We start from the raw sequence: 25954 nt of genomic DNA, 5'->3' as shown, positions 1-25954 counted from the left end.
TCGGTGATCCAGGTCCGCGGGCGACCCCACGCCCGCGATGGGGCGAAACACTACCGGCGGGCGGCGTCCCGGGCGACCGGGCCCCGGTGGGGTTCACGCACCGGTCCGGGCCGGCCAGCGGGTCCGGCGTACGTGATCGGGATCGGTGCCCGTCAGTCTCGTCGACGCCGCGGCAGCCGCGTGGCGGCGGCCATCGGTAGCCGTCTGCCGACCGGACGGTGCGCCCGAACCGTCGTCGGGCGGGTGACGAGGACAGTCACCTCGGGCCGGCGGTGTTCTCGGCGGACGGCACCAGGGGGTGCCACAGGTTCCAGCGGGAACCCGTATCCGAGGCTGATGATCACCGGGAACAGGACCCACCCGCCGGGGACGACGGCAGGCGCGGTCGGTCTCCAACACGAGAAGCCCTTCCGCGCAGGAGGGGGCCGCTGCGCGGCGGTGCAGCCGGTGGCGGCACGGATTCGGGACGTGGTCGTCGACGGTCGTCGCAGGTTCTGGCCGTTCGGCCGATCCGGGTCTCATCTCAGTGGTCTTTGCGCAGCTCAGCCGCGAACGTCGGGCGACCTGAACAGGCCGGTCGGGCGTGCCGGCATGTCATGTGACCGGAGACGCCCCCTGCGGATTTGACGATCATCTCGGCGGACGCGTAACTTTCTCTCCGTCAGCGCGGAACGGACGAAACAGGTCGAAAGGCCTGGAGGCCGGAGCGCGGTCACTGATCCCGGGTGGTGCTTCCGGATCGGCCCAGGGGGTCGATGCGGCGGGGCGAAACCGACCGGGTAGAGTGAGCGGCCGGCAGGGAATCGGGCGAGTACGCGGGAAACTGCGGCGGCCGTCCTGCGGGAATCCACGACATCGCCGGTGTGAGCCGGGTGTTTTCGTGGTGTGTGGAAAATGTGGTGGAAGTGGTGTGGATCGCTACAGAGCGGTTTGACATGGCGGATACCACCGGGTAACGTAGTAAAAGTGCCCGGCGCGGGAGCGCGGGGTGTGGTGCAGGGAAATGCCCCAGGTCGGGGGTTCTGCGGTTGCGGGGCTTCCGGGTGGTGTGTGGTTGTTCTTTGAGAACTCAACAGGGTGCTTGTAAAGCCAGTGCCAATTGTTTTATACCCCGGACTGGCCGAATCTTCGGGTTTGGTTGGTTGGGATTCCTTTGGCAACATTTGTTTGTTGTCGGGATTGCTGTTCAACAGGTTTTTGTTGGAGAGTTTGATCCTGGCTCAGGACGAACGCTGGCGGCGTGCTTAACACATGCAAGTCGAGCGGAAAGGCCCTTCGGGGTACTCGAGCGGCGAACGGGTGAGTAACACGTGAGTAACCTGCCCTAGGCTTTGGGATAACCCTCGGAAACGGGGGCTAATACCGGATATGACCTTTCCCCGCATGGGGTTTGGTGGAAAGTTTTTCGGCCTGGGATGGGCTCGCGGCCTATCAGCTTGTTGGTGGGGTGATGGCCTACCAAGGCGACGACGGGTAGCCGGCCTGAGAGGGCGACCGGCCACACTGGGACTGAGACACGGCCCAGACTCCTACGGGAGGCAGCAGTGGGGAATATTGCACAATGGGCGGAAGCCTGATGCAGCGACGCCGCGTGAGGGATGACGGCCTTCGGGTTGTAAACCTCTTTCAGCAGGGACGAAGCGTAAGTGACGGTACCTGCAGAAGAAGCACCGGCCAACTACGTGCCAGCAGCCGCGGTAAGACGTAGGGTGCGAGCGTTGTCCGGATTTATTGGGCGTAAAGAGCTCGTAGGCGGCTTGTCGCGTCGACCGTGAAAACTTGGGGCTCAACCCCAAGCCTGCGGTCGATACGGGCAGGCTAGAGTTCGGTAGGGGAGACTGGAATTCCTGGTGTAGCGGTGAAATGCGCAGATATCAGGAGGAACACCGGTGGCGAAGGCGGGTCTCTGGGCCGATACTGACGCTGAGGAGCGAAAGCGTGGGGAGCGAACAGGATTAGATACCCTGGTAGTCCACGCTGTAAACGTTGGGCGCTAGGTGTGGGGGGCCTCTCCGGTTCCCTGTGCCGCAGCTAACGCATTAAGCGCCCCGCCTGGGGAGTACGGCCGCAAGGCTAAAACTCAAAGGAATTGACGGGGGCCCGCACAAGCGGCGGAGCATGCGGATTAATTCGATGCAACGCGAAGAACCTTACCTGGGTTTGACATGGCCGCAAAACTTCCAGAGATGGGAGGTCCTTCGGGGGCGGTCACAGGTGGTGCATGGCTGTCGTCAGCTCGTGTCGTGAGATGTTGGGTTAAGTCCCGCAACGAGCGCAACCCTCGTTCGATGTTGCCAGCGCGTTATGGCGGGGACTCATCGAAGACTGCCGGGGTCAACTCGGAGGAAGGTGGGGATGACGTCAAGTCATCATGCCCCTTATGTCCAGGGCTTCACGCATGCTACAATGGCCGGTACAATGGGTTGCGATACCGTGAGGTGGAGCGAATCCCAAAAAGCCGGTCTCAGTTCGGATCGGGGTCTGCAACTCGACCCCGTGAAGTCGGAGTCGCTAGTAATCGCAGATCAGCAACGCTGCGGTGAATACGTTCCCGGGCCTTGTACACACCGCCCGTCACGTCACGAAAGTCGGCAACACCCGAAGCCGGTGGCCCAACCCTTGTGGAGGGAGCCGTCGAAGGTGGGGCTGGCGATTGGGACGAAGTCGTAACAAGGTAGCCGTACCGGAAGGTGCGGCTGGATCACCTCCTTTCTAAGGAGCACCATCCACCGAAAGGTGGCATGGAGCCCGCACTGCCCGAATGTGGTGGTGGGGTGCTCAGATGGCGGAGACACTGGCGAGCTTTCCTCTGGCAACGGCCGGGATACCTAGTACAGCCACTTCGGTGGTGGGAACGGTTCCTCCTGGTGCGGCTGGTTGGGGGCGTATAGCACCCTGTTGGGTCCTGAAGGAACAACCTCAGGTTGTTGTTTCAGTGCCTTGTGGTGGGCGGGAGCCTGCTGGAGGTTGCCAGGCATGGCCTGGTCTCGCATACCGGATTCTGTCTCTGCTTGTGGGCGGGGTGGGGTTGCTGGTGTGGGGCTTTGGGGTTGTGGGTTGGTTGTTTGTTGAGAATTGCACAGTGGACGCGAGCATCTTTGTGGTCAAGTTGTCAAGGGCGAACGGTGGATGCCTTGGCACCAGGAGCCGATGAAGGACGTGGGAGGCCGCGATAGGCCTGGGGGAGCTGTCAACCAAGCTGTGATCCCAGGGTGTCCGAATGGGGAAACCTGGCACCAGTCATGTGGTGTCACCCGCACCTGAACACATAGGGTGTGTGGGGGGAACGCGGGGAAGTGAAACATCTCAGTACCCGTAGGAAGAGAAAACAATTTAGTGATTCCGTGAGTAGTGGCGAGCGAAAGCGGATTGAGGCTAAACCGGTTGCGTGTGATACCTGTCAGGGGTTGCGTGGTCGGGGTTGTGGGACCCTGCTGAACAAGCTGACACTTGTTCGAGGAGTTATAAAGTCAGTGGCTAGCCGAATGGTGTGGAAAAGCCAACCGTAGTCGGTGAGAGTCCGGTAGGTGAAAGTTGCTGATCTTCTGTGGGTGTTCCCGAGTAGCGGCGGACTCCTGAAATCTGCCGTGAATCTGCCAGGACCACCTGGTAAGCCTAAATACTTCCTGGTGACCGATAGCGGACGAGTACCGTGAGGGAATGGTGAAAAGTACCCCGGGAGGGGAGTGAAATAGTACCTGAAACCGTTCGCCTACAATCCGTCGGAGCCTTGCGGGGTGACGGCGTGCCTTTTGAAGAATGAGCCTGCGAGTTAGTGGCATGTGGCGAGGTTAACCCGTGTGGGGGAGCCGTAGCGAAAGCGAGTCTGAAGAGGGCGTTTGAGTCGCATGTTCTAGACCCGAAGCGGAGTGATCTAGCCATGGGCAGGCTGAAGCGCGGGTAAGACCGCGTGGAGGGCCGAACCCACCAACGTTGAAAAGTTGGGGGATGACCTGTGGTTAGGGGTGAAAGGCCAATCAAACTCCGTGATAGCTGGTTCTCCCCGAAATGCATTTAGGTGCAGCGTCGTGTGTTTCTTGCCGGAGGTAGAGCACTGGATGGTCTAGGGGGCCTACAAGCTTACCGAAATCAGCCAAACTCCGAATGCCGGTAAGTGAGAGCGCGGCAGTGAGACTGCGGGGGATAAGCTTCGTAGTCGAGAGGGAAACAGCCCAGATCACCAGCTAAGGCCCCTAAGCGTGTGCTAAGTGGAAAAGGATGTGGGGTCGCATAGACAACCAGGAGGTTGGCTTAGAAGCAGCCACCCTTTAAAGAGTGCGTAATAGCTCACTGGTCAAGTGGTTCCGCGCCGACAATGTAGCGGGGCTCAAGCACACCGCCGAAGCTGTGGCATTCACATTTTAACCACGCGTACCCTTGATGGTGCGTGCAGGTGTGTGGATGGGTAGGGGAGCGTCGTGCCGGGGGTGAAGCAGCGGGGTGACCCAGTTGTGGACGCGGCACGAGTGAGAATGCAGGCATGAGTAGCGAAAGAAGGGTGAGAAACCCTTCCGCCGGATGACCAAGGGTTCCAGGGCCAGGCTAATCCGCCCTGGGTGAGTCGGGACCTAAGGCGAGGCCGAGAGGCGTAGTCGATGGACAACGGGTTGATATTCCCGTACCCGCGAAGGAGCGTCCCTGATGAACCTCGTTGTGCTAACCACCCGAACCAGCCGAGACCTTCGGGTTGAGGTTGGGGAGCGTGGGAACCTGGCGGGTAGTAGTCAAGCGATGGGGTGACGCAGGAAGGTAGCTGAGCCCGGCCGGTGGTTGTGCCGGGGTAAGCGTGTAGGCCGTGGTGTAGGTAAATCCGCACCGCATGGAGGCTGAGACGTGATGCCGAGCCGATTCAGGTGAAGTCAGTGATCCTATGCTGCCGAGAAAAGCCTCTAGCGAGTTTCGAGCGGCCCGTACCCCAAACCGACACAGGTGGTCAGGTAGAGAATACCGAGGCGATCGGGCGAACTGTGGTTAAGGAACTCGGCAAATTGCCCCCGTAACTTAGGGAGAAGGGGGGCCGGAGACGTGAAGCCCCGTGCGGGTGGAGCGTTGTATGGCCGCAGAGAGCAGGGGGAAGCGACTGTTTACTAAAAACACAGGTCCATGCGAAGAAGTAATTCGATGTATATGGACTGACGCCTGCCCGGTGCTGGAACGTTAAGGGGACCTGTTAGCTCTTTCGGGGGCGAAGCGGAGAACTTAAGCGCCAGTAAACGGCGGTGGTAACTATAACCATCCTAAGGTAGCGAAATTCCTTGTCGGGTAAGTTCCGACCTGCACGAATGGCGTAACGACTTCCCCACTGTCTCAACCACAGGCCCGGCGAAATTGCAGTACGAGTAAAGATGCTCGTTACGCGCGGCAGGACGGAAAGACCCCGGGACCTTTACTATAGCTTGACATTGGTATCTGAATGGACTTGTGTAGGATAGGTGGGAGCCGGTGAAACCTGTACGCCAGTATGGGTGGAGGCAATCTTGAAATACCACTCTGGTTGATTTGGGTATCTAACTTCGGACCGTTATCCGGTTCAGGGACAGTGTCTGGTGGGTAGTTTAACTGGGGCGGTTGCCTCCTAAAGGGTAACGGAGGCGCCCAAAGGTTCCCTCAGCCTGGTTGGCAATCAGGTGTTGAGTGCAAGTGCACAAGGGAGCTTGACTGTGAGACTGACAGGTCGAGCAGGGACGAAAGTCGGGACTAGTGATCCGGCACTTGCGTGTGGAAGCGGTGTCGCTCAACGGATAAAAGGTACCCCGGGGATAACAGGCTGATCTTCCCCAAGAGTCCATATCGACGGGATGGTTTGGCACCTCGATGTCGGCTCGTCGCATCCTGGGGCTGTAGCAGGTCCCAAGGGTTGGGCTGTTCGCCCATTAAAGCGGTACGCGAGCTGGGTTTAGAACGTCGTGAGACAGTTCGGTCCCTATCCGCCGTGCGCGTAGGATACTTGAGAAGGGCTGTCCCTAGTACGAGAGGACCGGGACGGACGAACCTCTGGTGTGCCAGTTGTCCCGCCAGGGGCACGGCTGGTTAGCTACGTTCGGAAGGGATAACCGCTGAAAGCATCTAAGCGGGAAGCCTGCTTCAAGATGAGGTATCCCACCCCACTTTGTGGGGGTAAGGCCCCCAGCTAGACGACTGGGTTGATAGGCCGGAAATGTAAGCTCGGTAACGGGTTGAGTTGACCGGTACTAATAGGCCGAGGACTTGATAACAAGGCTGCTACGCGTCCACTGTGCAACTCTGAACAAACACCAAACAACCCCCCACAGGGTGGTAGTGGTTTTTGTGGGTGTGTGTGTTGTTTGATATGTTCATAGTGTTACGGCGGTCATGGCGGAGGGGAAACGCCCGGTCACATTCCGAACCCGGAAGCTAAGCCCTCCAGCGCCGATGGTACTGCACTCGGGAGGGTGTGGGAGAGTAGGACACCGCCGGACAACCTTTCAGTTGAGGCCAACCCCACGGGGTTGGCCTCAACTGTTGTATCCGTCGGATCGGTGCTTTCCGGACGTCCGGCAGTCCGCCGGCTCGCTCTTTCCATCACATGATGCATTTCGACCGTTCTTCCGCTGGCCGGAAACGGGTCGTCATTCCGACAGTCGCGTCTGCCGCCGCCTCACTTTGGGAAAATGTGACGGATGGACGAACTGGCGAGCGGAAAACAGTCATCGTCGGGTCCGGACCGGGCGGCAGAAAACGATGAACCGACGATTCGTGTCGTCGTGGTGGGGCCGCCGGGACTGTTGCGTACCGCCCTCGCGGCGATCCTGGCCGCGGCTCCCGGATTCGAGCTGGCCGGCGAGAGCGATCCCGACCACCATCTGACGGATGGGGTCGTCACCCGGCGTCCCCACGTCGTCCTGGTCGACCTCGACGCGATCGAGGACCCCGCCGTGCTCGCCGGGCGATGGCATGCCCGGCTGCCGGAATGTGCGGTGGTGGTGTTGACCTCCCGGCGGACCGCCCGGGTGCTGCGCCGGGCCCTCGGGGCCCGGGCCCGGGGGATCATCGCCAAGGACGTTGCGCCCCAGGAACTCCTGGACCAGCTTCGTCTGGTCGCGGAGGGGCAGCGGATGATCGACCCGGTGACCGCCTTGGCCGCGCTGGACGCTGCGGTCAATCCCCTCAACGAGCGGGAGCGCGAGGTGACCGCCGCGGCCGCGCGGGGAATGTCCACCAAGGAGATCGCCGGTCACCTGCACCTGGCGCCGGGCACCGTCCGCAACCATCTGTCTGCGGTGCTCCGCAAGACCGGTGCCCGCAACCGGTGGGAAGCGGTGCAGCGGGCCCAGGATGCCGGGTGGATCTGACCACCCGTGGGAAGGGGTGTCGAACCAGTTACGGATTCAATAAGATTCCGAACCGTGCGTCATCGACCGCACACATTTCGTCAACACGGGCATCATCTCGGGAGTCGCTTATGGTTCGCACATTGCTCGCCCTCCAGGGCGGGCTGCTCCGGGGCGCCCTCGCCCAGCTGCTCGCCGCCGAACACGACATCGAGATCGTGGGCGAGGTGGACAGTCCCCACCACCTGCGAGCGGCGGTCCGGGCCGAGCGCCCCGACGTGGCCGTGGTCGAGTTCGACATGTTGACCGTGACGGAACTGGTCCGGCTGGCCACCCTGGGCGTCGCGGAGCCCGTCGTCGAAACCACTCCGGGTGCCGGAGGCGGGTCCCCCGCCCCGGCGCTCCGTTCCTCGACGGAGCCGACGAGCGCACCCGTGGGTTCTCTGCTGGTTCTCGTCGAACAGCGACGGGCCGGCCGGCTCGGGCCGGTGCTCGCCGAGCACGGCCACCGCATCGGCTTCCTCAGCCGCGACGTGCCACCCGGCCGGATCGTCGACGGGGTACGGCAGCTCGCCGAGGGACGGGTCGTCCTCGACCCCGATCTGGTGGTCGCCGCCCTCGAGGTCGCCGACAACCCGTTGACCAACCGGGAGCGGGAGGTGCTCGACGTGGTCGCCGAGGGGCACCCGGTCCAGGAGATCGCGCAACGGCTGGTGCTGTCGGCCGGCACGGTGCGCAACCACCTGTCGCGGATCATGGCGAAGACCGGAGCGCGGACCCGCTGGGAAGCGGTGCGGATCGCCCGGGAATCCGGCTGGCTGTGACCGGCACCCACCCGGTCCCGGCACCCGGCGTGCCCGCCGGCACCGACGCGGGGCCTGCCCCCGGGCTGCCCCCGGGCCCCGCCGCCGGTCGTGTCCCGACCTGAGTCCGGGCACCGCCTCGGGGCGTACCTCCGACGTGGATTGTCGCGGCTGAGGTTCGCGGCGACTAGGTACGGGCCGCCGCCGATGTCCCGTCCGACGCCGTCCAGAAGGTGGCGGTGTCCGACGGTTCCGTCTCACCGTAGCCGACCAGGGCGCGGTAGGCCGGCGAGCGGTCCAGCAGCCCCTGGTGGGTGTCCAGCAGCGCGGTCCGCCCGTCGAGCAGCAGGACCCGCCGTGCCCGCAGCGCCGAACTGACCCGGTGGGCGATCACCACCAGCGTGCCGGGCCGGGCGGCGAAAGCCGTCTCCAGCCGGGCCTCGGTGGCCGGGTCCAGGTGACAGGTCGCCTCGTCGAGGATGGTCAACGGGGCGGGGGAGAGCCAGGCCCGTAGCAACGCCACCTGCTGCCGCTCGCCGGCCGACAGGTCCGCCGGGCGCAGCGTCGCGTCGTACCCGCCGAGCCGGGTCAGCAACCCGGTCAGTCCCAGCCGGGCCGCCGCCCGGTCCACCACGTCGTCCGGCACACCGGGGGCCAGGTAGCCGAGGTTGTCGCGGAGCGTGCCGGTGAAGACGTACGCCTCCTGGGGGATGAGCACGCGCCGCTCGGCCAGTTCGCCGGGCGTCGCCCCGCCCACCGGTGACCCCCCGACGTGGACGGTGCCCGACTGGGGGTGCAGCACCCCGGCGATCAGCCCCGCCAGGGTCGACTTGCCGATCCCGCTGGCCCCGACGATCACCAGGTGGTCCCCGACGGGCACCTCGAGGTCGAGCCCGTCGAGCACCGGGTCGGCGTGCGGGCCGTACCGGAAGGTCACCCCGCGCAGCGACAACGCGGCCCCGGTCCGCTGCGGTGCGGTGCGGGGCCGCGACCCGGCCGGGTCACCGTCGGCCGCAGCGGCGGTACGCAGCAGCCGGTCCAGGGTGACGGCGAACCGGAGGCCACCGGCCGCGACCCCCTGCACCAGGCTGTGCAGCGCCGGCTGTACCCCCCGTGTGACGTAGACGAGCGCGCCCAGCAGCGCGCCCGGCCCCAGCCCCTGACGGACCAGCCACGGTGCGGCCAGCAGCAGCGCCGGCACCGGCAGCCAGCCGCCCAGCGCGAGGCTCAGGCTGCGGGTCGCCGCCATGGTGGCCAGCCGGCGCTCCACCCGGGCCTGCGCGTCGACGGACCCGCCGACCCACCCGGTGACCTGGTCGCGGGCGCCGCTGGCGGTGACGTCGCGGTGGCCGCTCACCGCGGTCACCACGGCCCGGCCGAGCTGCTCGTCGGCCAGCACGTACTCCCGCTGCCGGGCCACCATCACCGGCAGCGCCACGGCGAACAGCCCGAGACCGGCCAGCACCGGCACCGCGACCAGCAGCGCCACCGGGGCGGCCAGCGAGAACAGGCCGAGGACGGCGGCGCCGAGGGCGAACAGGAAGCCCCGCACCACCATCAGCAGGCCGGCGTAGGTGTCCCGGACCAGTTCCACCTGGTGGGTGAGCCGGGCCACCGCCGCGTCGTCGGCCCGGCCGCCGGCCGCGCCGGCCACCGCGCCGCGCACCACCCGGCGCAGCAGGTCGTCGCGGAACGGCTCCACCACCGCGCCGAGCAGCGCGTACGACCGGTTGGTGCCGGCCGCACCGACCAGCACCGCCAGCCCCAGCAGGGCCAGCCAGGCCAGCCCGACGCCCGGCCGGCCGGCCAGGAAGCCGCTGTCCACGGCCCGCGCGGTGAACAGCCCGGACAGGGCGGCCGGCAGCACCTCGGCGGCAGACCAGCCGGCCAACCGCCACAGCTGCGCCCGCCGGGCCCGCAGCGCGGCCCGGGTCACGCCGACGACAGTGGTCACGACCGGAACACCTCCCGGTAGTCGGGGTCGGCCCACAGCGTCAGGTGCGGGCCGACGGCACGGAGCCGCCCGTCGGCCACCCACGCGACCAGGTCCGCTCGGGCGGCCATGCCGAGCCGGTGGCTGACCACCACCCGGGTACGCCGGTCACCCGGCCCGGTCAGCGCCCGGGTCACCTGGTACTCGGTGGCGGTGTCCAGGCTGGACGTGGCGTCGTCGAGGATCAGCAGCCGTTCGGCGCGCAACGCGCGGGCCAGCCCGAGCCGTTGCCGTTCACCACCGGACATGGCGACCTCGGCCAGCGGGGTGTCGTACCGGTCGGGCAGCCGTTCGACGAAGTCGTGGATGGCGGCGGCGTGGGCCAGCGGTACCGGGTCCGCGCCGGCCCCGACGGCGGCGCCCACCGTGTCGCCGACGAGCACCGGACGTTCGAACCCGTAGCCGATCGCGGCGTGCAGGGCGGCCGGGGCCAGTTCCGGCAGCGGCACACCGTCCAGGAGCACCACCCCGTCGTCCGGGTCGCGCAACCGGCCGGCGACGGCGGCGAGCAGGGACTTGCCCGCACCGGAGGTGCCGACGACGACCAGCAGCGTGCCGCCGGGCACCCGCAGGTCCACCCGGTCGAGCAGGGCCCGGCCGTCGGCGTCGCGGACGGTGACGCCGCGTAGTTCCAGCGTGCCCGACCCGGACGCCAGCGGCCGGTCGCCGTACGGGCGGGCGGGTTCGGTGAGCACTTCGGCGGCCCGGCGGCAGCCGGCGCGTACCCGGACGGCGTTGTTGAGGGCGGCGACCACGGTGCCGAGGCCCGCGCCGAGGGCGGCGTACTGGATGGCGGCCAGCAGTTCCCCGGGGGTCAACCGGCCGGCGGTCAGCGACAACCCGCCGACGGCGACGATCGCGACCTGGAGCAGCGGGTTGAGCACCGCGCCCCGGGTGGCCGCGCCGGCGAGCACCGTCCAGGTCCGTGCCCCGTGCCGGTGCAGCGCGGCCAGCGGGGTCAGCACCCGTTCGACCTCCCGTTCCCCGGTGCCGGCGGCGGCGATGGTGCGCGCCCCGGCCAGTGCCTCCACCAGCCGCCCGGCGAGCTCGCCCTGGGCCTGCTGGTAGCCGGCGACGGCGGCGGAGGCGTCGGCGACGAAGCCACGCAGCAGCAGACCGAGCAGGAGCAGCCCCGTGACGAAGGTGACGCCGAGCCACGGGTCGATCAGGGTGAGCGCCACCAGGCTGCCCACCGGCGGCAGCGCCACGGTGGCGGCCGTGACCAGTGTCGGGGCGGCCTGACCGGCGTCGGCGACCTGGCCCACCACCCGTCCGGCGAGGTCGCCCACCGGGCGGCGGGCGGCGGTCTGCGGGGCGAGGGCGAACAGGTGCCGGACCAGGGTGTGCCGCAGGTGGGCCACCGACCGGGCGGTGGCCGCGCCGGTGCCGTAGTCCCGCACGACGCCGACGACGACCAGCAGCGCGATCAGCCCGACGACGGCGGCCAGCCACCGGTCGGGGGAGTCCTGCGGCGCGGTGCCGACGGCGGCGTCGACGGCCCGGCCCAGCACGGCCGGCAGGGCCAGCTCGGCGACCGTGCCGGCCACGGTGACCACCGCCAGCGTCGGGGTCCACCAGCCGGCCGCGCGGACGGCCCGCAGCAGGAGCCGGTCGGTCGGTGTCATCGCGTCCCCTCCCACGCCGCGCGGCCCCGGACCGGCAGGTGCCGGTCCGGGGCCATGCGATACCGGTCGATCAGTTGCAGGTGGTGACGCTCAGCGAGCTGTCGCCGCAGAGCAGGAGGCTGGCCTGGCTGCCGCCGCCGGTGCGCTCGGTGGCCGGCAGTTCCATCGCCTGGAGGTCGAGCAGAGCCATGGTCTTACCTCTTTCTGTAGGTGTTCGGTATGGATGTGTGCCTGTGTGAATCCGGTCGGGTCGTCGGGTCGACGACCGTCGGTTCAGTTGCAGGTGGTGACGCTCAGCGAGCTGTCGCCGCAGAGCAGGAGGCTGGCCTGGCTGCCGCCGCCGGTGCGCTCGGTGGCCGGCAGTTCCATCGCCTGGAGGTCGAGCAGAGCCATGGTCTTACCTCTTTCTGTAGGTGTTCGGTATGGATGTGTGCCTGTGTGAATCCGGTCGGGTCGTCGGGTCGACGACCGTCGGTTCAGTTGCAGGTGGTGACGCTCAGCGAGCTGTCGCCGCAGAGCAGCAGACTCGCCCGGCTACCACCGCCGGTGCGCTCGGCGGCCGGCAGCTCCATCCCCTGAAGGTCGAGCAGGGCCATGTCTTTCCTCCTTTCCACAGTCGTCGGGTCGGGTGGCCCCGGGGTGACCCCCGGGGAGCGGGTGGGCCGTCAGTCGGCCGGGGTGGGGTCGCCGGTCGGCGCCAGCAGCGGCAACCGGACCGGATCGGTGGGTCGGCTGGCGGCCACGGCGGCCAGCACGCCGGCGGTGCCGGTGGCCAGGTCCATCGAGAGCCGCAGCAGCTGGTCGCCGGGGAAGGCGGTGCCACCGGCGTACGGCAGGGCGTGCCAACCCAGCAGGCGGGCCTGGTCGTGGGCCACGTCGTACTCGCCCCGGGCGGCCAGGTAGGCCACGATGCCGGCGCGTCCGGCGAACAGCCCGGACTGGGCGTAGAACGGGAAGTCGGCGCAACGGCGGATCGCGTCGGCCTGCTCGCGCAGGGCCTCGTCGGGCCGGTGGCGCAGGTACCGGTCGAGCACCAGCCCCACCCCGACGCTGCCCTCCGCGAGGTACGGCATGGTCCGCCAGCCCTCGTTGACCTCCAGGTGCCCGTCGTCGCGGCGCACGCAGCGGCGCAGGTCCTGCCGCAGCGCGGTCTCGGCGTGGTCGAGCAGCCGCGCGTCGGGTTCCCGTTCGTGCCGGTGCAGCAGCATCAGCGCCACTCCCGCGCCGCCGCGCATCAGCCCGGCGTACGGGTGCCGGCCGCCGCTGACCTCGGCCACCGAGTCGACGTCGCCGAGCCGGTCGACGACCAGGTCGACGGCCTGTCGGGCGGCGGCCTCGTAGCGGTCCTCGCCGGTCAGCGTGGCGAAGTGGGTCAGGTTCAGCGCGATGCCGGGCAGCCCGCCCACCAGGTCGTTGCCGAGTTCCGTCCACGGTTCGCCGAGGCAGCGGTCGAGCAGCCGGCGGGCTTCGTCGCGGTGCCCGAGCAGGTCCAGCACGTACGCCACCCCGTGCAGCCCGTCGAAGAGGCCGAGTCGGCTGCCGGAGGCGGGTTCCCGGACCCGGTCGATCAACCAGTGCACGTGGTCGGGGTCGACGGGGGCGCCGGTGGCGTGCAGTGCCCAGAGCACCCCGGCCGCGCCGTGGGCGAGGTTCAGCCCGCCGTCGTTGCCGCTGAACTGCCGGATGTCACCGGGGAAGAGCCGGTCGTCGCGGTGCGGCGTGGCGCTGGCGGTGATCGCCCGGACCAGCCGGTCGCGCAGGCCCGGCCAGTCGTCCGGGTCGACCCGCACCACGTCCGGGTCCAGCCGGGTCGGTGCCGTCACGGCGGGGGTCGTCGGGATCGTCGGGTCGGCGGTGCCGGTGGCCGGTGGAGGACCGACGATCACCGCGACGGTCTCGTCGAGCACCGCCCGGTCGACCGGGAAGTGCTCGGCCACCAGGTCGGCCAGGTGCGCCGCCTTCTCCGGGGCCAGCCGCAGCATCGCGGTCAGCGGCAGGAACAGGGCGAGTCGCAGGCAGGCCAGGGCGTACCGGTCGACGTCGGGGCCGACCCGGTCGCGGGGCGCGGCGAACGCCTGGTTGCGCAGCGCCGGTCGGCTCGCCTCGGCGGCCGGGGCGGCGACCTCGAAGTCGATCAGGGTGACCGCGCCGTCGTCGCCGACCATGATGTTGAACATGTGCAGGTCGCCGTAGACGACGCCGTGCGCGTGGATGGCCTCGACCGCCTCGGCGACCTGCCGGTGCACGTCCAGCGCCCAACGGGTGTAGTCGGCGCGGTCGGCGTCCGGGTGCACCAGCGGGTAGCGCTGCACGACGACCTGGTTGAGCGGGCGGCCCTCGACGAACTCCAGGGCGAGGAACTCGTGCCCGCCGAAGCTGAACTCGTCGTGCACCCGCACCAGGTGCGGGACGTCGGCGAGTTGGCGCAGCACGGTGGCCTCCCGGTGCAGCCGGGTCACCGCGTCCGACCCGGTGGCGTCGAGGCCGGCGTACGGGCGGGCCTCCTTGAGCACCACCCGGGTGTCGGTCCGGGTGTCCCGCGCCTCGTACAGGCCGCCGCCGTTGGAGAAGTGGATGACCTTCTCGATCCGGTAGGGCAGCTCGGTGGTGCTGGCGGCGTTGCGGGCGGCCAGGTGCGGGCCGAGGAAGTCCGGCAGGGTCACCCAGTCGGGCAGGTGGAACACCGGGTCGCGGCGGTCGGGGACCAGGGTGCCGGTGGCGTCGGCGATGGCCGGCACCACCTGACCCTCGGGTGAGAGGCAGTAGCGGGCGGCGAAACCGCCGTAGCGCAGGTAGACCGGGCCGTCGCCGTAGCGCAGGTCGCTGAGGATGTAGGGCCCCTGCTCACCGTCGAGCAGCGCCGCCAGTTCCTTGGCGGTCAGCTCCAGTTCGGCGTCGTCACGGGGGTAGACGGTGACGAACTTGCCGCTGCCGCCGCGGCGGGCGTACTTGCTGTTGCGCATCAGCAGCATCCGGGGACCGCGCAGGTGCTTGAACGGGATGCCGCGCGGCTCGCAGTAGTCCATCACCCGGGTGAGGACCCGTTCGGCGTTGTCCAGCCGGGCCGAGACGTGGATCTTCCAGCCCTGAGGGGGCAGGGTGCCGCCGACCGGCGCGTGGATCAGCCAGTCGTCCTTGACCTCGCGTTCCCAGTCGGCCGGCTGCGGGCGGTCGGTGGCGTAGCCGATGCCGGTGGCGGTGGCGCTCGCGCTGGACAACGAGTCGTAGAAGAGCGGATCGACCGCGCAGTACGCGTCGTATCTGTCGTCCATCCCGGCTGCCTCCCATCCCCTGATCGGTTGATGTCAATCCTGCGATCGGCGGGCCGTCGAGCACAGTGCTATGCGTCATCGACCTACGGTGAGGATCCGGCCGGAAACTCGTGACAATGGCGGAGTTTGAAATCGTGAATACCGCATCACCTGCGGCTCGGCCCGGACGCCGGTCCCGCACGCACGACCGCCGTGCGCCGGGCGGTCTGCGGGGAGCCCCCATGAAAAGACCGCCGGCCGGCCGGGTCCACGACGGACCCGACCGGCCGGCGGTACGGGGAAGTACGGGCTAGCGGCGTTCGGCGTACGGGCGCCGGGCCAGACCGGCGTGCACCATCGTGGTCAGGGTGACGATGTCGTAGACCGGCACCCCGAGCCGGGCCTGGACCAGATGCGCGAACGGCACCAGGTCGGTGCACTCGATGACCACCGCCCCCAGGTCCGGCCCGGCCAGGACGTCCGCCCGGGCCACCACCTCGGCGGCCAACCGGTCGACGTCGAGGGCGTCGCGCCGACCCTCCAGCATGACCTCACGGAACTCCGGCGCGTCGGCCATCCCGGCGACCCGGATCGGCACGTCCTGCGCGCCGACCGCGGCCAGGTGCCGGCGGGTCAGCGCCGCCGCGTCGGCGGTCAGCACCCCGACCGTCCGGCCCGGACCGAGCATCCGGTGCACCATCGGCAGTTGCAGCAGGCTCGACGAGTGCAGCGGCACGTCCACGGCGGCGGCCAGCTCCGCCTGGAACAGCACCAGGAAACCGCACGCCCCGGTGATCGCGGCGACCCCGGCGCCCTGCAGGTCCCGGGCGGCCGTGACGAACGGCGTGAGCAGGGTCGGATCGGCCTCGCGGACCAGCCGCTGCGGGGTGGCCCCCTCGACGACCCGGTACACCACCGGGAAGTCGAACGTCGCCGGGTTGCGGATGTGGCCGGGGATCTTGTCGAAGCTGGTCTGCAGGCAGAGCACCCCGATCGTGGGGGCGCTCACCGGTGCCCCCGCCGGTGCCGGTCCACCGCGAACGTCGCCAGTGGCACGTCCGGTGGCGTCCCGGTGACGAGCTGGGCGAGCAGCCGCCCACCGGCCGGGGCGAGCCCCATCCCGATGTGCCCGTGCCCGGTCGCGACGCTGACGTTGCGGTACGACCCGAGCCGGCCGATCAGCGGCAGGCTGTCCGGGGTGCACGGCCGCAGCCCGCTCCACACCTGCACCCGGCCCCCCGTGTCGCACCCCGGCAGGTACGACCGCACGGTGCGCCGGATGCCGTCCACCCGACGTGGGGACACGCTGGTGTCCAGGCCGGTCAACTCCAGCGTCCCGGCCAGCCGTATCCGGTCGCCCAACGGCATGACGGCCACCTTCCCCTCACTGAGTAGAACCGGCAGGGTCGGGGTGGCCGGACCGGCGTCGACGGTCACCGCGTACCCCTTGGCGGGTTGCAGCAGCAGGCCGACGCCCAACTGCCTGGCGCACGCCACCGACCACACCCCGGCGGCGAGCACCACCTCACCGGGGCGCAGGTCGCCCCGGCTGGTACGGACGGCGCGGACCCGACGGTCCACGGTGTCGAAGCCGCGTACCTCGGTGTCGGTGAGGATCTCCACCCCGGCCGCCCGCAACAGCCGGGCGAAGGCGAGCAGGAACGCCGGGATGCGCAGCGCGGCGCCCTCCTCGTTGAGCAGCGCCCCGGCGACGGTGAACTCCACGCCCGGTTGCAGCCGGGCCAGCTCCGCCCGGTCCACGGTGCGCAGCGGCACCCCCCGGGCCACCGCCGCCGGCACCGACGCCCGCGCCGCCGCGTACCCCTCGGGCGTACGGCAGGCCAGCAGCATGCCGCGGGTGGTGAGGGTGCCGGCCAGGTCGTCGTGTGCGCACACCTCCCGCAGGATGGCCAGGCTGCGCTGCTTGAGGTCGAGCAGCACCTCGAAGCCGGCGCGGGCCTGCCGCTGCGTGCAGTGGCGGCGGAAGTGCCACAGCCAGGTCAGCAGCTCCCGGTCGAGCCGGGGCCGGACGTGGAACGGGCTGTCCGGGTGCAGCATCCAGCGCAGCCCCTTCGCCGGCACCCCCGGCTCGGCCAGCGGGGCGGCCCCCTGGGTGCCGACGAAACCGGTGTTGCCCGACGAACAGGCGGCCGGGTCGCCGACCTCGCCCCGGTCCACCACGGTCACGCTCAGCCCGGCCCGGCGCAGGAACCAGGCGCAGAACAGCCCGGCCACGCCCGCGCCGACGACCAGGACGTCGGGATCGGACCGTGCGGGTATGTCGTCCGGCCCGGCCGTCGTCGCCATGTCGACCCCCGCTACAGGGTGACGACGAAGAAACAGGTGGGCAGGTTGACCACGACCCGTTCCCAGATCTCGGCGCACAGCGCCCGACCCGGTTCGGCGAAGGTGCCCGGCGGTGGCTCGGCGAACCGGATCGTCGACCGGCCGGCGTCGAACAGCACCGCGCCGTGGCCGAAGTCGCCGACGATCGCGGTGCCCGGGTCGACCAGCCGGGTCCGGACGATGAAGACGCCGTTGTCCTCCACGTCGCGCATCAGGTGCCCCTCGCCGAGCAGCCGGTAGTAGTCGGCCGGGTTGATGATCAACCCGTCGGCGGTGCTGCCCATCTGCTCCACCTCGTTGCAGGCGGCCAGGATGGTCGACGCGAACGGCGCGGGGTCGGTGAGCCGGCCGAGCTGCGGCATGTTCAGCAGCCCGCCCTCGCCGCGCAGGATGGTGTGGTTCTCGGCGGTGGCCAGCCGCACCACCAGGCGGTAGTCGATGAACTGGGCGAAACCCACCGGGTCGGCCCACAGCTCGTCGGGCACCTGCACCCAGGCCCGGGTGGTCAGCAGCTCCGGGATGGGGGAGCGGTGGAAGTGGTTGGCGGCCTCCCGGCGCAGGTCCGCGCCGTCCACGACCGGGTCGCCGGGGCGCGGCGGGCTCTCGTGCCAGTAGAACTCCTGCGGCTCCCGGGACAGGTCCACCACCTTGAGCATGTTCCGCGACGGGTAGCGGGGCTTGCGCCGGGAGCTGGTCAGCGAGTCGGTGATGGTGACGTCGTAGTCGACGCTGGTGTCGAAACCGTCCTTGGCGAACGCCTCGACGAACAACCCGCCTGGCGACATCTGGGTCCTGCGTTCGGCGACGACCTCGGCGATCGTCCGCTTGACGGCGTCGGTGCGCTGCATGACTGCCCTCCTGGTCCTGAAGCTGGTACGCGGGTCGGTGCGGCCGGTCAGGCCGGCTTGCGGGCGACGAACATGCCCCAGCCGAACTCGCCCCGGTCGATCGCCGCCTGGATCTCGTCGCAGGAGGCGGCGAAGCCGAGGATCCACCGCCGGGCCGCCTCGTCGTCGCTCGCGGCGGCCCGCTGCCGGGCGGTCTCCCCGAGCACCCGGTACGTCTGCCGGATGTGCGTGTCGAGGCTGCGGGCGACGGTCACCTCGAACCCGGCCGCCGTCAACGCCTCCCGGTAGCCGTCGAGGGAGTAGCCGCTGCTCCATCGCACCCGGTCGTAGACGTGCCGGCGGGCCGCCGCGCCGACCTCGGCGACGGGTTGCAGGAAGTCGGTGACGGCCAGCGTCCCGCCGGGGGTGAGCACCCGGAACATCTCCGCGTGGCTGCGCGCCTTGTCCGGCACCAGGAACAGCGCGTCCTGGCTGACCACGTGGGTGAAGCTGCCGTCGGCGTACGGCATGGCGGTGGCCGAGCCGTGCCGGAAGGCGACCGGTAGGCCACCCCCGCGTTCGGCCAGTTTGGTCTGGGCGAAGCGGACCCGTTCGATGCTCAGGTCCAGCCCCTCGCCCCGGCAGCCGGTGTGCCCGGCCAGCCGCAGCAGGAAGTTGCCGCAGCCGCAGCCGACGTCCAGCACCGTCGAGGACGCGTCGATGCCGGCCTCGGCGGCGAGGATGTCCGACGTCCGGTCGGCCGCCGCCGGGTAGTCGGTGTCGTCGGCGTCGGCGAAGTAGCCGGTGTGCAGCACCCCCTCGCTGTCCCAGAAGCTGAGGTACGTCTGGGTGGTCTGGTCGAAGAACTCGGAGACGTCCCGTTCGGTGAACTGGCTGGTCGTGGACATGCGGCACTCCTTCGTGCGCGGGCGGGCGGGCGGGGGTGTGGGGGTGGGGTCAGGAGTAGGTGTCCCGGCCGACGCCGGTCAGGTGGGGCAGCTCCGGGCCGGTCGCGGCGGCCCCGCCGTCGATCAGGTGCACCCCGGCGGTGACGAAGGAGGCCCGCTCGCTGGCCAGGAAGGCGGCCACCGCGGCCACCTCGTCCGGCCGGGCCAGCCGGCCCACCGCGCTGTGGTGGCCCATCGCCGCCAGTTGGTCCTCCACGTCGCCGTCGGCGGCGAGCCGGGCGGCGGCGCGTTCCATCGGCGGGGTCCGCACCCCGCCCGGGGCGAGCACGTTGACGGTGATGCCGTCGCGGCCCACGTCGACGGCGAGGCCCTGGGCGAACCGGACCAGCGCCGCCCGGGTGACCCCGGAGAGCACCAGCGGCCCGATCGGCACGCAGGCGGTCTCGGAGGCGACGAAGAGCAGTCGTCCCCAGCCGGCGGCCCGCAGGTGCGGCAGTGCCGCCGTGGCCAGCGCCACCGCCGGCAGCAGCACCCGGTCCACGGCGGCCCGGTAGTCGTCGACGGCGAAGCCGCTGGCGGTGCCGACCGGCGGGCTGCCGCCCCCGGCCACCAGTACGTGCACCCCGCCCAGGTCGGCGGCGACCGCGTCGACCCAGTCGCGGGCCGCGTCGGGGTCGGTGAGGTCGACGCTGGTGGCGCTGACCCGACCGGTCGCCACCTGCGCCACCTCCCGTTGTGCGGCGGCCAGCCGCTGCGGGTCGCGTCCGCAGATCGCCACCTGGGCGCCCTCGGCGGCGAACTCCTTCGCGCAGGCCAACCCGATGCCGCTGGTGCCGCCCGCGACCAGGGCGACCCGCCCCTTCAGCCCGAGATCCACGCCCGTTACCTCCCGTTGTCCGATGTGCTGCCGACCGTCGCCGGGGCGGGGCCGGGGGAGCGGTAGCCGTAGCGGCCGAACAGCGGCCAGGCCAGCGCCGTCGCGGCCCACCGCCGGCGGGGCGACAAGGTGCGTCGCCAGCCGTCGTCGGAGTCCCGGATGAGCGTCGGTCCGGTGCGGAACCGGTCCGGGTTGCCGGTGACCGTGTGGTTGGTGTGCAGGTGCACGGTGCGCCCGCGCACCGGGTTGCCGGCCGGGTCGGCGGCGCAGAACCGCAGCAGCGCGTCGACGGTGCCGGCCGGGTCGGCGGTGAACTGCTCGTAACGCAGGAACATCGACCGGTCCGGGTACCGGCGGGTGATCGCGGCGGCGGCCCGGTTGAAACCGTGCCAGTAGCCGGTGCTGCGGGCGGCGGACATCGCGTAGACGTACTGCTTCGGCTCCCGCCACGAGTGCGCCACCGCCCGGGGGTCGCGGACCAGGTGCACGTAGTACGGCCGGATGCCGGGCAGGTGCGCCAGCAGCGCCGCCTCACCGGGGATCTTCGTGGTGTCCACGATCACCCGCGCCCCGGTCCGGTCGGCGATGCCGTGGTAGACCCGGCCCATCAGGTCGGCGTGCGCGCGGATCTCGTCGTCGTGCAGGCCGCGCCGCAGCACCCGCCAGGTGTGCCGGGTACGCACCCGGGACCACTGCCGCCGGATCACCGTCGCGGCGTGCGCGTCCGGGGAGGTCCCTGCGGGCCGGCCGATCGGCAGCACCGTCGACCAGATCGGGCAGCCGGTCAACGCCTCGCCGCAGCCGCACCGGTCGTTGACCCCCCGGCCGGTGGCGTTCTTCCACAGGAAGTGCAGCTCACCGACGTGGAAGAAGCCGGGCACCTCGTTGAGGACGTTGCCGATGATGGTGCTGCCGTTGCGGCACCAGCCGGTGATGCACAGGACGGTCAACGGCTCGCTCATCCGGCGGGTACCTCCGTGGGTGTAGTGGGGCGGCCGATGCGTACCGCCAGGGCCGCCGCGACCAGCGCGCAGGCCGCGCCGACGACGAAGACCGCCGGGTAGCCGAAGCCGGCGGCGACCAGGCCGGTGACCGGCCCCCACACCGCGAGCCCCAGGTCCCAGAACGAGGTGTACGCGCCGATCGCCGCGCCCTGCCGGGCCGGGTCGGTCCGGTCCATCACCATCAGCGCCAGCGACGGGTGCAGCAGCGAGAAGCCGACCCCCATGACCACGCTGCCGGCCACGGCCACCGGCAGGTTCGGGGCGACCGCGACGACCGCCAGCCCGACCGCCTCACCGACCCCGCACCAGGCGGCCACCCGACGCGGGCCGAGCCGGTCGGGCAGGTGCCCGATGACCAGCCGGGTGCCGGCGTAGACGGCGCTGAAACAGCTCAGCACCACCACCCCGTGCCCGATGTCGCGGGCGTCGAGGTGCAGCACCACGAACGCGGCGAGCCCGGCGTAACCGGCGGCCCCGAAGGTCAGCGCGATCCCGGGCAGCAGCGCCGGGCGCAGCAGCAGGCCGCCGCCACCGCCCGTCGGGGCGGTCCGGGGCGGCGTCGGCACCACGGCGACCAGGCCGGCGGCGAGCAGCGGCGCGGCCGCGCTGAGCACCCACACCGCGGTGAAGGAGACCTGTTGCAGGGTCGCGCCGAGGAACGTGCCGGCGGAGATGCCGCCCCACATGCTCACCCCGTACAGGCCGATGAGCTGGCCACGCCGGTGGTGCGGGGCCAGCGCCACCGTCCACACCGCACCGGCGGTGAACAGGGCGGCCTCACCGGCCCCGAGCAGCAGCCGCACGGCGACCAGCGCGGGCACGCCCAACGGCAGCAGGTAGAGCAGGCCCCCGGCGGCGACGACCAGCGCCCCGGTCAGCATCACCGTGCGGTGGCCGTACCGGTCGGCCAGCGCGCCGGCGACCGGACGGACCAGCAGCGCGGTCACCGCCGTCACGGTGACCACCAGGCCGACGGTGAAGTCCCCGGCGTCGTGCCGGTCACGCAGGAACGCCGGGAGCACCGGGATGACCGCGGTGAGCCCCAGGTAGCCGGCGAAGAGACCACCGAAGATGCCCACCATCGCCAGCCGGGGGACGGCGGTGTCCCGGGTCGGGGCGGTGGTCATGCCCGCACCGGCTCCACCCCGACGGCCGCCGGGAGCGACCCGTCCGGTGCCGTGCCGTCGGGCGTCCCCGCCGCGGCGGCGACCTTGCGGACCGCGCGGATCAGCTGGTCGCAGTCGTCGGGGGTCAGACTGGACGACAGTGGCACGTCGACCGTCTCGGCGAGCAGCCGGGCGGTGCGCGGCAGGGTGGCCCGAATCCGGGCCGGGTCGCGGTCGTCGTACACGAACCGCCAGTTCCAGAAGGCCCGCACGTTGAGGTCGTCGTCCGCGCCGATGTTGCGGGCGTCGATGCCCTCGGCGCGCAGGGCGCGGGTGAACCAGCCGGCGTCGCCGCCGGGCACCCGGAACACGAACGCCTCACCGAGGTACGCCCCGGGTGCGACCGGGTTGCGGATCGCGATCCCCGGCAGATCGGCCAGCGCGCCGCTGACCTGGGCGTAGTTGCGGTGGAACAGGGCCAGTCGCTGCGGCAGCCGGGTCAGTTCGGCGCGCAGCAGGGCGGCCCGGATCTCGTCCATCCGCAGGCTGAGCAGGGGCAGGTCCAGCCCGTCGACGGGCGGTTCGGTGCCGGGGAAGTGCCGCCGCAGCCGCCCCTCGTACGCCCCGGACAGCGCCACCGCCCGACCGAACAGGGTGCTGTCGTCGGTGACCAGGAAGCCGCCCTCGCCGCAGTTGAGCGCCTTGTCGGACTGGGTGCTGAACGCCCCGGCCACGCCGAACGTGCCGAGCTTGCGGCCGTGCAGTTCGGCGCCGAGCGCGGGCACCGCGTCCTCGATCAGCGGTACGCCCATCTCGGCGGCGAAGGCGGCCAGCGCGGCGACGTCGGCGGCGAAACCGCGCATGTGCACCACGAGGATCGCCTTGATCTCCGGTCGCCAGCGGCGGCGCAGGTCGTCGAGGTCCATCCGCAGGTCGTCGTCCACCTCGACCAGGAATGGTCGGCACCCGGCCAGCACAATGGCGCTCGGGGTGGCCACGAAAGTGAATCCCGGGCAGGCCACCAATGAACCGGGCGGAACGGCGGCACCCATGATCGCCAGGGCGAGCGCGGCGGTGCCACTGGATACGGCGAGGGCGTGCCGGGTACCGAAATAACGGCACAGTTCCGCCTCGAACTGCCCGCACTCCGTTTCCGCCTCGGTGCGATGGTCGTAACGGAAGTAGAGGTGGCTGCGGATAGCGCGTATCGCCGCTTCCTCATCGTCGGCGCAGACGTGTACCGCGCCTTTGTCGTAGGTGGGCCAGGGAGCGTGGCGGATCGGTGCGCCACCGTGCAGTGCAAGCTGTTCGTGCAGCTCAGCGCCGTGTGAAGCCGGCCGGGGCCGGGTCGGCGCGGGATCTTCGTCGTTCCCGTTCACCGGTGTGCTCCTGACTGCCTGCGGCAGTTTTCCCGACTGGGTCGACAGGGAATTGCGCACGGGGCATCCGCCTCGCGGGCAACCGCGTCGAAACGCCGGAACAACTACCAGATCCGACATGTGCGCGGGCCGGGAATCCGGTGAACAACATGATTGCCCTCGGGCTGCGGGTCGTCAACCATGTGCCGGGAATGATCGCAGACTTAACAAGCGTTGAGGCCAGTCGGCGGTGACCGTGGTGGCGCACAGTGACCATTACGAATGGCTGATGTCGGGCATTCCGCCGGGTCGCAACGCCCCGGCCTGCCGGTATGCGCCGTCGGTGGGGACCGGGCCTCCTACCGTGCGTGCGGGGCCGGTGCCCGACGTGCGCGGCACCGGGTCGAGGTACGGCGTGGCCCGGGTGCCGCCGACGGGTGGCACCCGGGCCGATGAGCCTGCCGGAGGCGACGTTCAGACGGTGTAGAGGACCTTCACGCCGGTGACGGTGGTCGCCGAGACGGCGGTGCCCCGGACGTTGGAGTTGAGGTTGCGCCAGCCGTTGTTGCTGGCCGCCTCGTGCACCAGGCCGCCGACCACGGTGTAGACGATCTTCACACCGTTGAAGCTGATCGCGGCCAGGGCGTCGGGGCTGACCCCGGAGATGCCGGAGTTGAGGTTGCGCCAGCCGTTGATGCTGTTCGCCTCGTGCACCCAGCCGCCGACGACCGTGTAGATGTACTTGACGCCGTCCATGCTGATCACGGCGAGGGCGTCGTCGCTGACGCCGGAGATGCCGGTCCACAGGTTGCGCCAGCCGTTGTTGCTGGCCGCCTCGTGCACCAGGCCGCCGACCACGGTGTAGATGATCTTCACACCGTTGTGGTTGATGGCGGCCAGGGCGTTGGGGCTGACCCCGGAGATGCCGGTGTTCAGGTTCTTCCAGCCGTTGGCGCTGGACGCCTCGTGGACCCAGCCGCCGACCACGGTGTAGATGTACTTCACGCCGCCCACGTTGATCACGGCGAGGGCGTTGTTGCTCACGTCGGAGATGCCGGTCCACAGGTTGCGCCAGCCGGTGTCGCTGGACGCCTCGTACACCAGGCCGTTGTTGACCGTGTAGAGCAGCTTGTTCGTGCCCATGACCATGGCCGCGGTGGCCGAGCCGGTGATGCTGTTGACCGGCAGCATCTGCCAGCCGCTGTGGCTGCCCGACTCGTACACCTGGCGGTTGGCGGCCTGGCCGCAGTTCTGGCTGGTCATGTTCCGGGCCGGGGAGGTGGGGCCGGAGATGTAGAGCGGGCCGGTCGACGGGCTGCCGTCGGAGGCGATGCCGGAGGGCACCCCGTTGAAGTACGACTCGGTCTTGACGCCGTCGCGTACCTGCTCGTAGTGCAGGTGCGGGCCGGTGGAGTTGCCGGTGCTGCCGACCCGGCCGAGCTGCTGGCCGGTCGACACCCCCTGGCCGGCGGCGACCATCGGCGTCTCGATCATGTGCAGGTAGAGCGTCCGCCACCCGCCGCCGTGTTCGATGATCACGTGCCAGCCGCCGCCGCTGCCCCAGCCGGCGAAGGAGACGGTGCCGCTGGCGGAGGCGAGGATCGGCCGGCCGTTGCTGGCCCCGCCGGTGAAGGTCAGGTCGATGTCGTAGTCGTCGTGACCGTAGTAGGTGGCCATCCGCCAGGTCTCGCCGCAGGGCACCGGCATCTGGAAGTTCGGCCGGGGCCCGGCGGCCCGGGCCGGGGTGGTCACGACGGCGGCGGCGCCCGCGAGCGCGAGCGCCGCGACGCCGGCGGTCGCGAGCATCAGTCGGGCGGCGGTGCGGAGCCGGGCGAGTGGACCCGTCATGCGCGGTTCCCTCCAAAGTGGATCACGGGTTGAAGGATGTCGATCCTACGGTCCCGAGGTCCGCCCGGAGGGCCCGCGTCGGTGCCGGATCAGCAGAGTGGTGCCTCTGCCGGCCGCCGTTCAGCCGGTGGCGACCGAGACGGCGACGGCCACCATGATCACGGCGATCGTCCCGTCGACGGCCCGCCACGCCGCCGGCCGGGCGAGCAGCGGCCCCAGCCGACGGGCACCGAAGCCCAACGCGGTGAACCAGGCCAGGCTCGCCGCCGCCGCGCCGGCACCGAACGCCCACCGGTTCGGGTCCCGGTGGGCGACCGTGCCGAGCAGCACCACCGTGTCGAGGTAGACGTGCGGGTTGAGGAACGTGAACGCCAGGCAGGCCAGCATCGTCGCCCGCAACGTGGCCGCAGGGCGGTCCGACGGGCTGAGGGCGGCGGGGCGCAGCGCGCGGCGGGCGGCCAGCAGCGCGTACCCGAGCAGGAACGCGACGCCACCCCAGCGGACGGCGACCAGGACGGCAGGCGTCGCGGTCAGCACCGCCCCCAGGCCGGCGATGCCGGCGGTCATCAGGGTGGCGTCGGCGGCCACGCAGATCGCCACCACCGGCAGCACGTGCTCCCGGCGTAGCCCCTGGCGCAGCACGAAGGCGTTCTGCGCCCCGATGGCGACGATCAGCGCGAGGGAGAAGCCGAAACCGGCGAGCACGGAACCCATGA

The 25954-nt window shown here is 70.1% G+C and carries 18 protein-coding genes and 3 rRNA genes; 5 read left to right on the top strand and 16 right to left on the bottom strand.

From position 1 onward, the window contains the following. Nucleotides 1-1197: 1197 nt before the first annotated feature. The 5 genes from ACN268_RS06450 to ACN268_RS06430 all read left to right on the top strand — a co-directional run bounded on the left by ACN268_RS06450 (nt 1198) and on the right by ACN268_RS06430 (nt 8116). A 16S ribosomal RNA gene (locus ACN268_RS06450) occupies nt 1198-2712 on the top strand. A gap of 390 nt (nt 2713-3102) precedes the next feature. Next, nucleotides 3103-6215 (top strand): 23S ribosomal RNA (locus ACN268_RS06445). Nucleotides 6216-6323: 108 nt separating this feature from the next. Beyond that, a 5S ribosomal RNA gene (gene rrf, locus ACN268_RS06440) occupies nt 6324-6440 on the top strand. Together the 16S, 23S and 5S rRNA genes form the textbook arrangement of a ribosomal RNA operon. A 285-nt stretch (nt 6441-6725) precedes the next feature. Beyond that, nucleotides 6726-7313, top strand: coding sequence for a LuxR C-terminal-related transcriptional regulator (locus ACN268_RS06435; protein WP_421482220.1), 588 nt, complete (start codon nt 6726-6728; stop codon nt 7311-7313). Nucleotides 7314-7423: 110 nt separating this feature from the next. Next, entirely contained in the window at nt 7424-8116 is a 693-nt protein-coding gene (locus tag ACN268_RS06430) for a response regulator transcription factor (RefSeq protein ID WP_421482219.1), read from the top strand. Nucleotides 8117-8282: 166 nt separating this feature from the next. Here the strand turns inward: ACN268_RS06430 and ACN268_RS06425 are convergent, their stop codons facing one another. The 16 genes from ACN268_RS06425 to ACN268_RS06350 all read right to left on the bottom strand — a co-directional run bounded on the left by ACN268_RS06425 (nt 8283) and on the right by ACN268_RS06350 (nt 25952). Next, nucleotides 8283-10049: an ATP-binding cassette domain-containing protein gene (locus tag ACN268_RS06425; RefSeq protein WP_421482218.1), complete on the bottom strand. Its 1767-nt coding sequence runs from the start codon at nt 10047-10049 to the stop codon at nt 8283-8285. Beyond that, on the bottom strand, nt 10046-11713 hold the full coding sequence (locus ACN268_RS06420) for an ABC transporter ATP-binding protein (RefSeq protein ID WP_421482217.1): 1668 nt from the start codon (nt 11711-11713) through the stop codon (nt 10046-10048). Before ACN268_RS06420 ends, ACN268_RS06425 begins: the two co-directional genes overlap by 4 nt. A 70-nt stretch (nt 11714-11783) precedes the next feature. Continuing rightward, the gene (locus tag ACN268_RS06415) at nt 11784-11903 is read right to left on the bottom strand and encodes a SapB/AmfS family lanthipeptide (protein WP_067312693.1); all 120 of its coding nucleotides are present in this window, start codon (nt 11901-11903) and stop codon (nt 11784-11786) included. 83 nt (nt 11904-11986) lie between these two features. Next, nucleotides 11987-12106 (bottom strand): SapB/AmfS family lanthipeptide, encoded by a 120-nt coding sequence (locus tag ACN268_RS06410; protein WP_067312693.1) that lies wholly within the window; start codon nt 12104-12106, stop codon nt 11987-11989. Between the two features lie 83 nt (nt 12107-12189). Continuing rightward, nucleotides 12190-12309, bottom strand: coding sequence for a SapB/AmfS family lanthipeptide (locus tag ACN268_RS06405; protein ID WP_088647629.1), 120 nt, complete (start codon nt 12307-12309; stop codon nt 12190-12192). 69 nt (nt 12310-12378) lie between these two features. Next, nucleotides 12379-14985 (bottom strand): class III lanthionine synthetase LanKC, encoded by a 2607-nt coding sequence (lanKC, locus tag ACN268_RS06400; RefSeq protein ID WP_421482216.1) that lies wholly within the window; start codon nt 14983-14985, stop codon nt 12379-12381. Between the two features lie 289 nt (nt 14986-15274). Next, entirely contained in the window at nt 15275-15973 is a 699-nt protein-coding gene (locus ACN268_RS06395) for an aspartate/glutamate racemase family protein (protein WP_421482215.1), read from the bottom strand. Continuing rightward, nucleotides 15970-17271: an NAD(P)/FAD-dependent oxidoreductase gene (locus ACN268_RS06390; protein ID WP_421482214.1), complete on the bottom strand. Its 1302-nt coding sequence runs from the start codon at nt 17269-17271 to the stop codon at nt 15970-15972. The genes ACN268_RS06395 and ACN268_RS06390 overlap by 4 nt, the downstream gene beginning before the upstream one ends. 11 nt (nt 17272-17282) lie before the next feature. Next, nucleotides 17283-18158, bottom strand: a complete 876-nt coding sequence (locus ACN268_RS06385) for a family 3 encapsulin nanocompartment shell protein (RefSeq protein ID WP_088647633.1) — start codon at nt 18156-18158, stop codon at nt 17283-17285. A 47-nt stretch (nt 18159-18205) separates the two neighbouring features. Beyond that, nucleotides 18206-19045, bottom strand: a complete 840-nt coding sequence (locus ACN268_RS06380) for an SAM-dependent methyltransferase (RefSeq protein ID WP_421482213.1) — start codon at nt 19043-19045, stop codon at nt 18206-18208. Between the two features lie 49 nt (nt 19046-19094). Further along, complete coding sequence (locus ACN268_RS06375; protein WP_421482212.1) at nt 19095-19922, bottom strand: SDR family NAD(P)-dependent oxidoreductase; 828 nt, start codon at nt 19920-19922, stop codon at nt 19095-19097. Between the two features lie 5 nt (nt 19923-19927). After that, complete coding sequence (locus ACN268_RS06370; protein WP_421482211.1) at nt 19928-20884, bottom strand: sulfotransferase; 957 nt, start codon at nt 20882-20884, stop codon at nt 19928-19930. Further along, the gene (locus tag ACN268_RS06365) at nt 20881-22053 is read right to left on the bottom strand and encodes an MFS transporter (protein ID WP_363795202.1); all 1173 of its coding nucleotides are present in this window, start codon (nt 22051-22053) and stop codon (nt 20881-20883) included. The genes ACN268_RS06370 and ACN268_RS06365 overlap by 4 nt, the downstream gene beginning before the upstream one ends. Beyond that, entirely contained in the window at nt 22050-23411 is a 1362-nt protein-coding gene (locus ACN268_RS06360) for a DegT/DnrJ/EryC1/StrS family aminotransferase (RefSeq protein ID WP_421482209.1), read from the bottom strand. The genes ACN268_RS06365 and ACN268_RS06360 overlap by 4 nt, the downstream gene beginning before the upstream one ends. A gap of 453 nt (nt 23412-23864) precedes the next feature. Further along, the gene (locus tag ACN268_RS06355) at nt 23865-25238 is read right to left on the bottom strand and encodes a M23 family metallopeptidase (protein WP_421482208.1); all 1374 of its coding nucleotides are present in this window, start codon (nt 25236-25238) and stop codon (nt 23865-23867) included. Nucleotides 25239-25358: 120 nt separating this feature from the next. After that, nucleotides 25359-25952, bottom strand: coding sequence for a LysE/ArgO family amino acid transporter (locus ACN268_RS06350; protein WP_421482207.1), 594 nt, complete (start codon nt 25950-25952; stop codon nt 25359-25361). Nucleotides 25953-25954 lie beyond the last annotated feature (2 nt).

This window comes from Micromonospora sp. WMMD735 (assembly GCF_049178995.1).
Lineage (GTDB): Bacteria > Actinomycetota > Actinomycetes > Mycobacteriales > Micromonosporaceae > Micromonospora > Micromonospora wenchangensis.
This window is presented reverse-complemented; position numbering and strand designations above follow the sequence as displayed.

Excerpts from the sequence above, each read along its gene's own strand:
- ACN268_RS06430 (WP_421482219.1), top strand. The coding sequence starts at position 7,424 with ATGGTTCGCACATTGCTCGCCCTCCAGGGCGGGCTGCTCCGGGGCGCC.
- ACN268_RS06420 (WP_421482217.1), bottom strand. The coding sequence starts at position 11,713 with ATGACACCGACCGACCGGCTCCTGCTGCGGGCCGTCCGCGCGGCCGGC.
- ACN268_RS06415 (WP_067312693.1), bottom strand. The coding sequence starts at position 11,903 with ATGGCTCTGCTCGACCTCCAGGCGATGGAACTGCCGGCCACCGAGCGC.
- ACN268_RS06410 (WP_067312693.1), bottom strand. The coding sequence starts at position 12,106 with ATGGCTCTGCTCGACCTCCAGGCGATGGAACTGCCGGCCACCGAGCGC.
- ACN268_RS06405 (WP_088647629.1), bottom strand. The coding sequence starts at position 12,309 with ATGGCCCTGCTCGACCTTCAGGGGATGGAGCTGCCGGCCGCCGAGCGC.
- lanKC (WP_421482216.1), bottom strand. The coding sequence starts at position 14,985 with ATGGACGACAGATACGACGCGTACTGCGCGGTCGATCCGCTCTTCTAC.
- ACN268_RS06390 (WP_421482214.1), bottom strand. The coding sequence starts at position 17,271 with ATGGCGACGACGGCCGGGCCGGACGACATACCCGCACGGTCCGATCCC.
- ACN268_RS06385 (WP_088647633.1), bottom strand. The coding sequence starts at position 18,158 with ATGCAGCGCACCGACGCCGTCAAGCGGACGATCGCCGAGGTCGTCGCC.
- ACN268_RS06380 (WP_421482213.1), bottom strand. The coding sequence starts at position 19,045 with ATGTCCACGACCAGCCAGTTCACCGAACGGGACGTCTCCGAGTTCTTC.
- ACN268_RS06370 (WP_421482211.1), bottom strand. The coding sequence starts at position 20,884 with ATGAGCGAGCCGTTGACCGTCCTGTGCATCACCGGCTGGTGCCGCAAC.
- ACN268_RS06365 (WP_363795202.1), bottom strand. The coding sequence starts at position 22,053 with ATGACCACCGCCCCGACCCGGGACACCGCCGTCCCCCGGCTGGCGATG.
- ACN268_RS06355 (WP_421482208.1), bottom strand. The coding sequence starts at position 25,238 with ATGACGGGTCCACTCGCCCGGCTCCGCACCGCCGCCCGACTGATGCTC.
- ACN268_RS06350 (WP_421482207.1), bottom strand. The coding sequence starts at position 25,952 with ATGGGTTCCGTGCTCGCCGGTTTCGGCTTCTCCCTCGCGCTGATCGTC.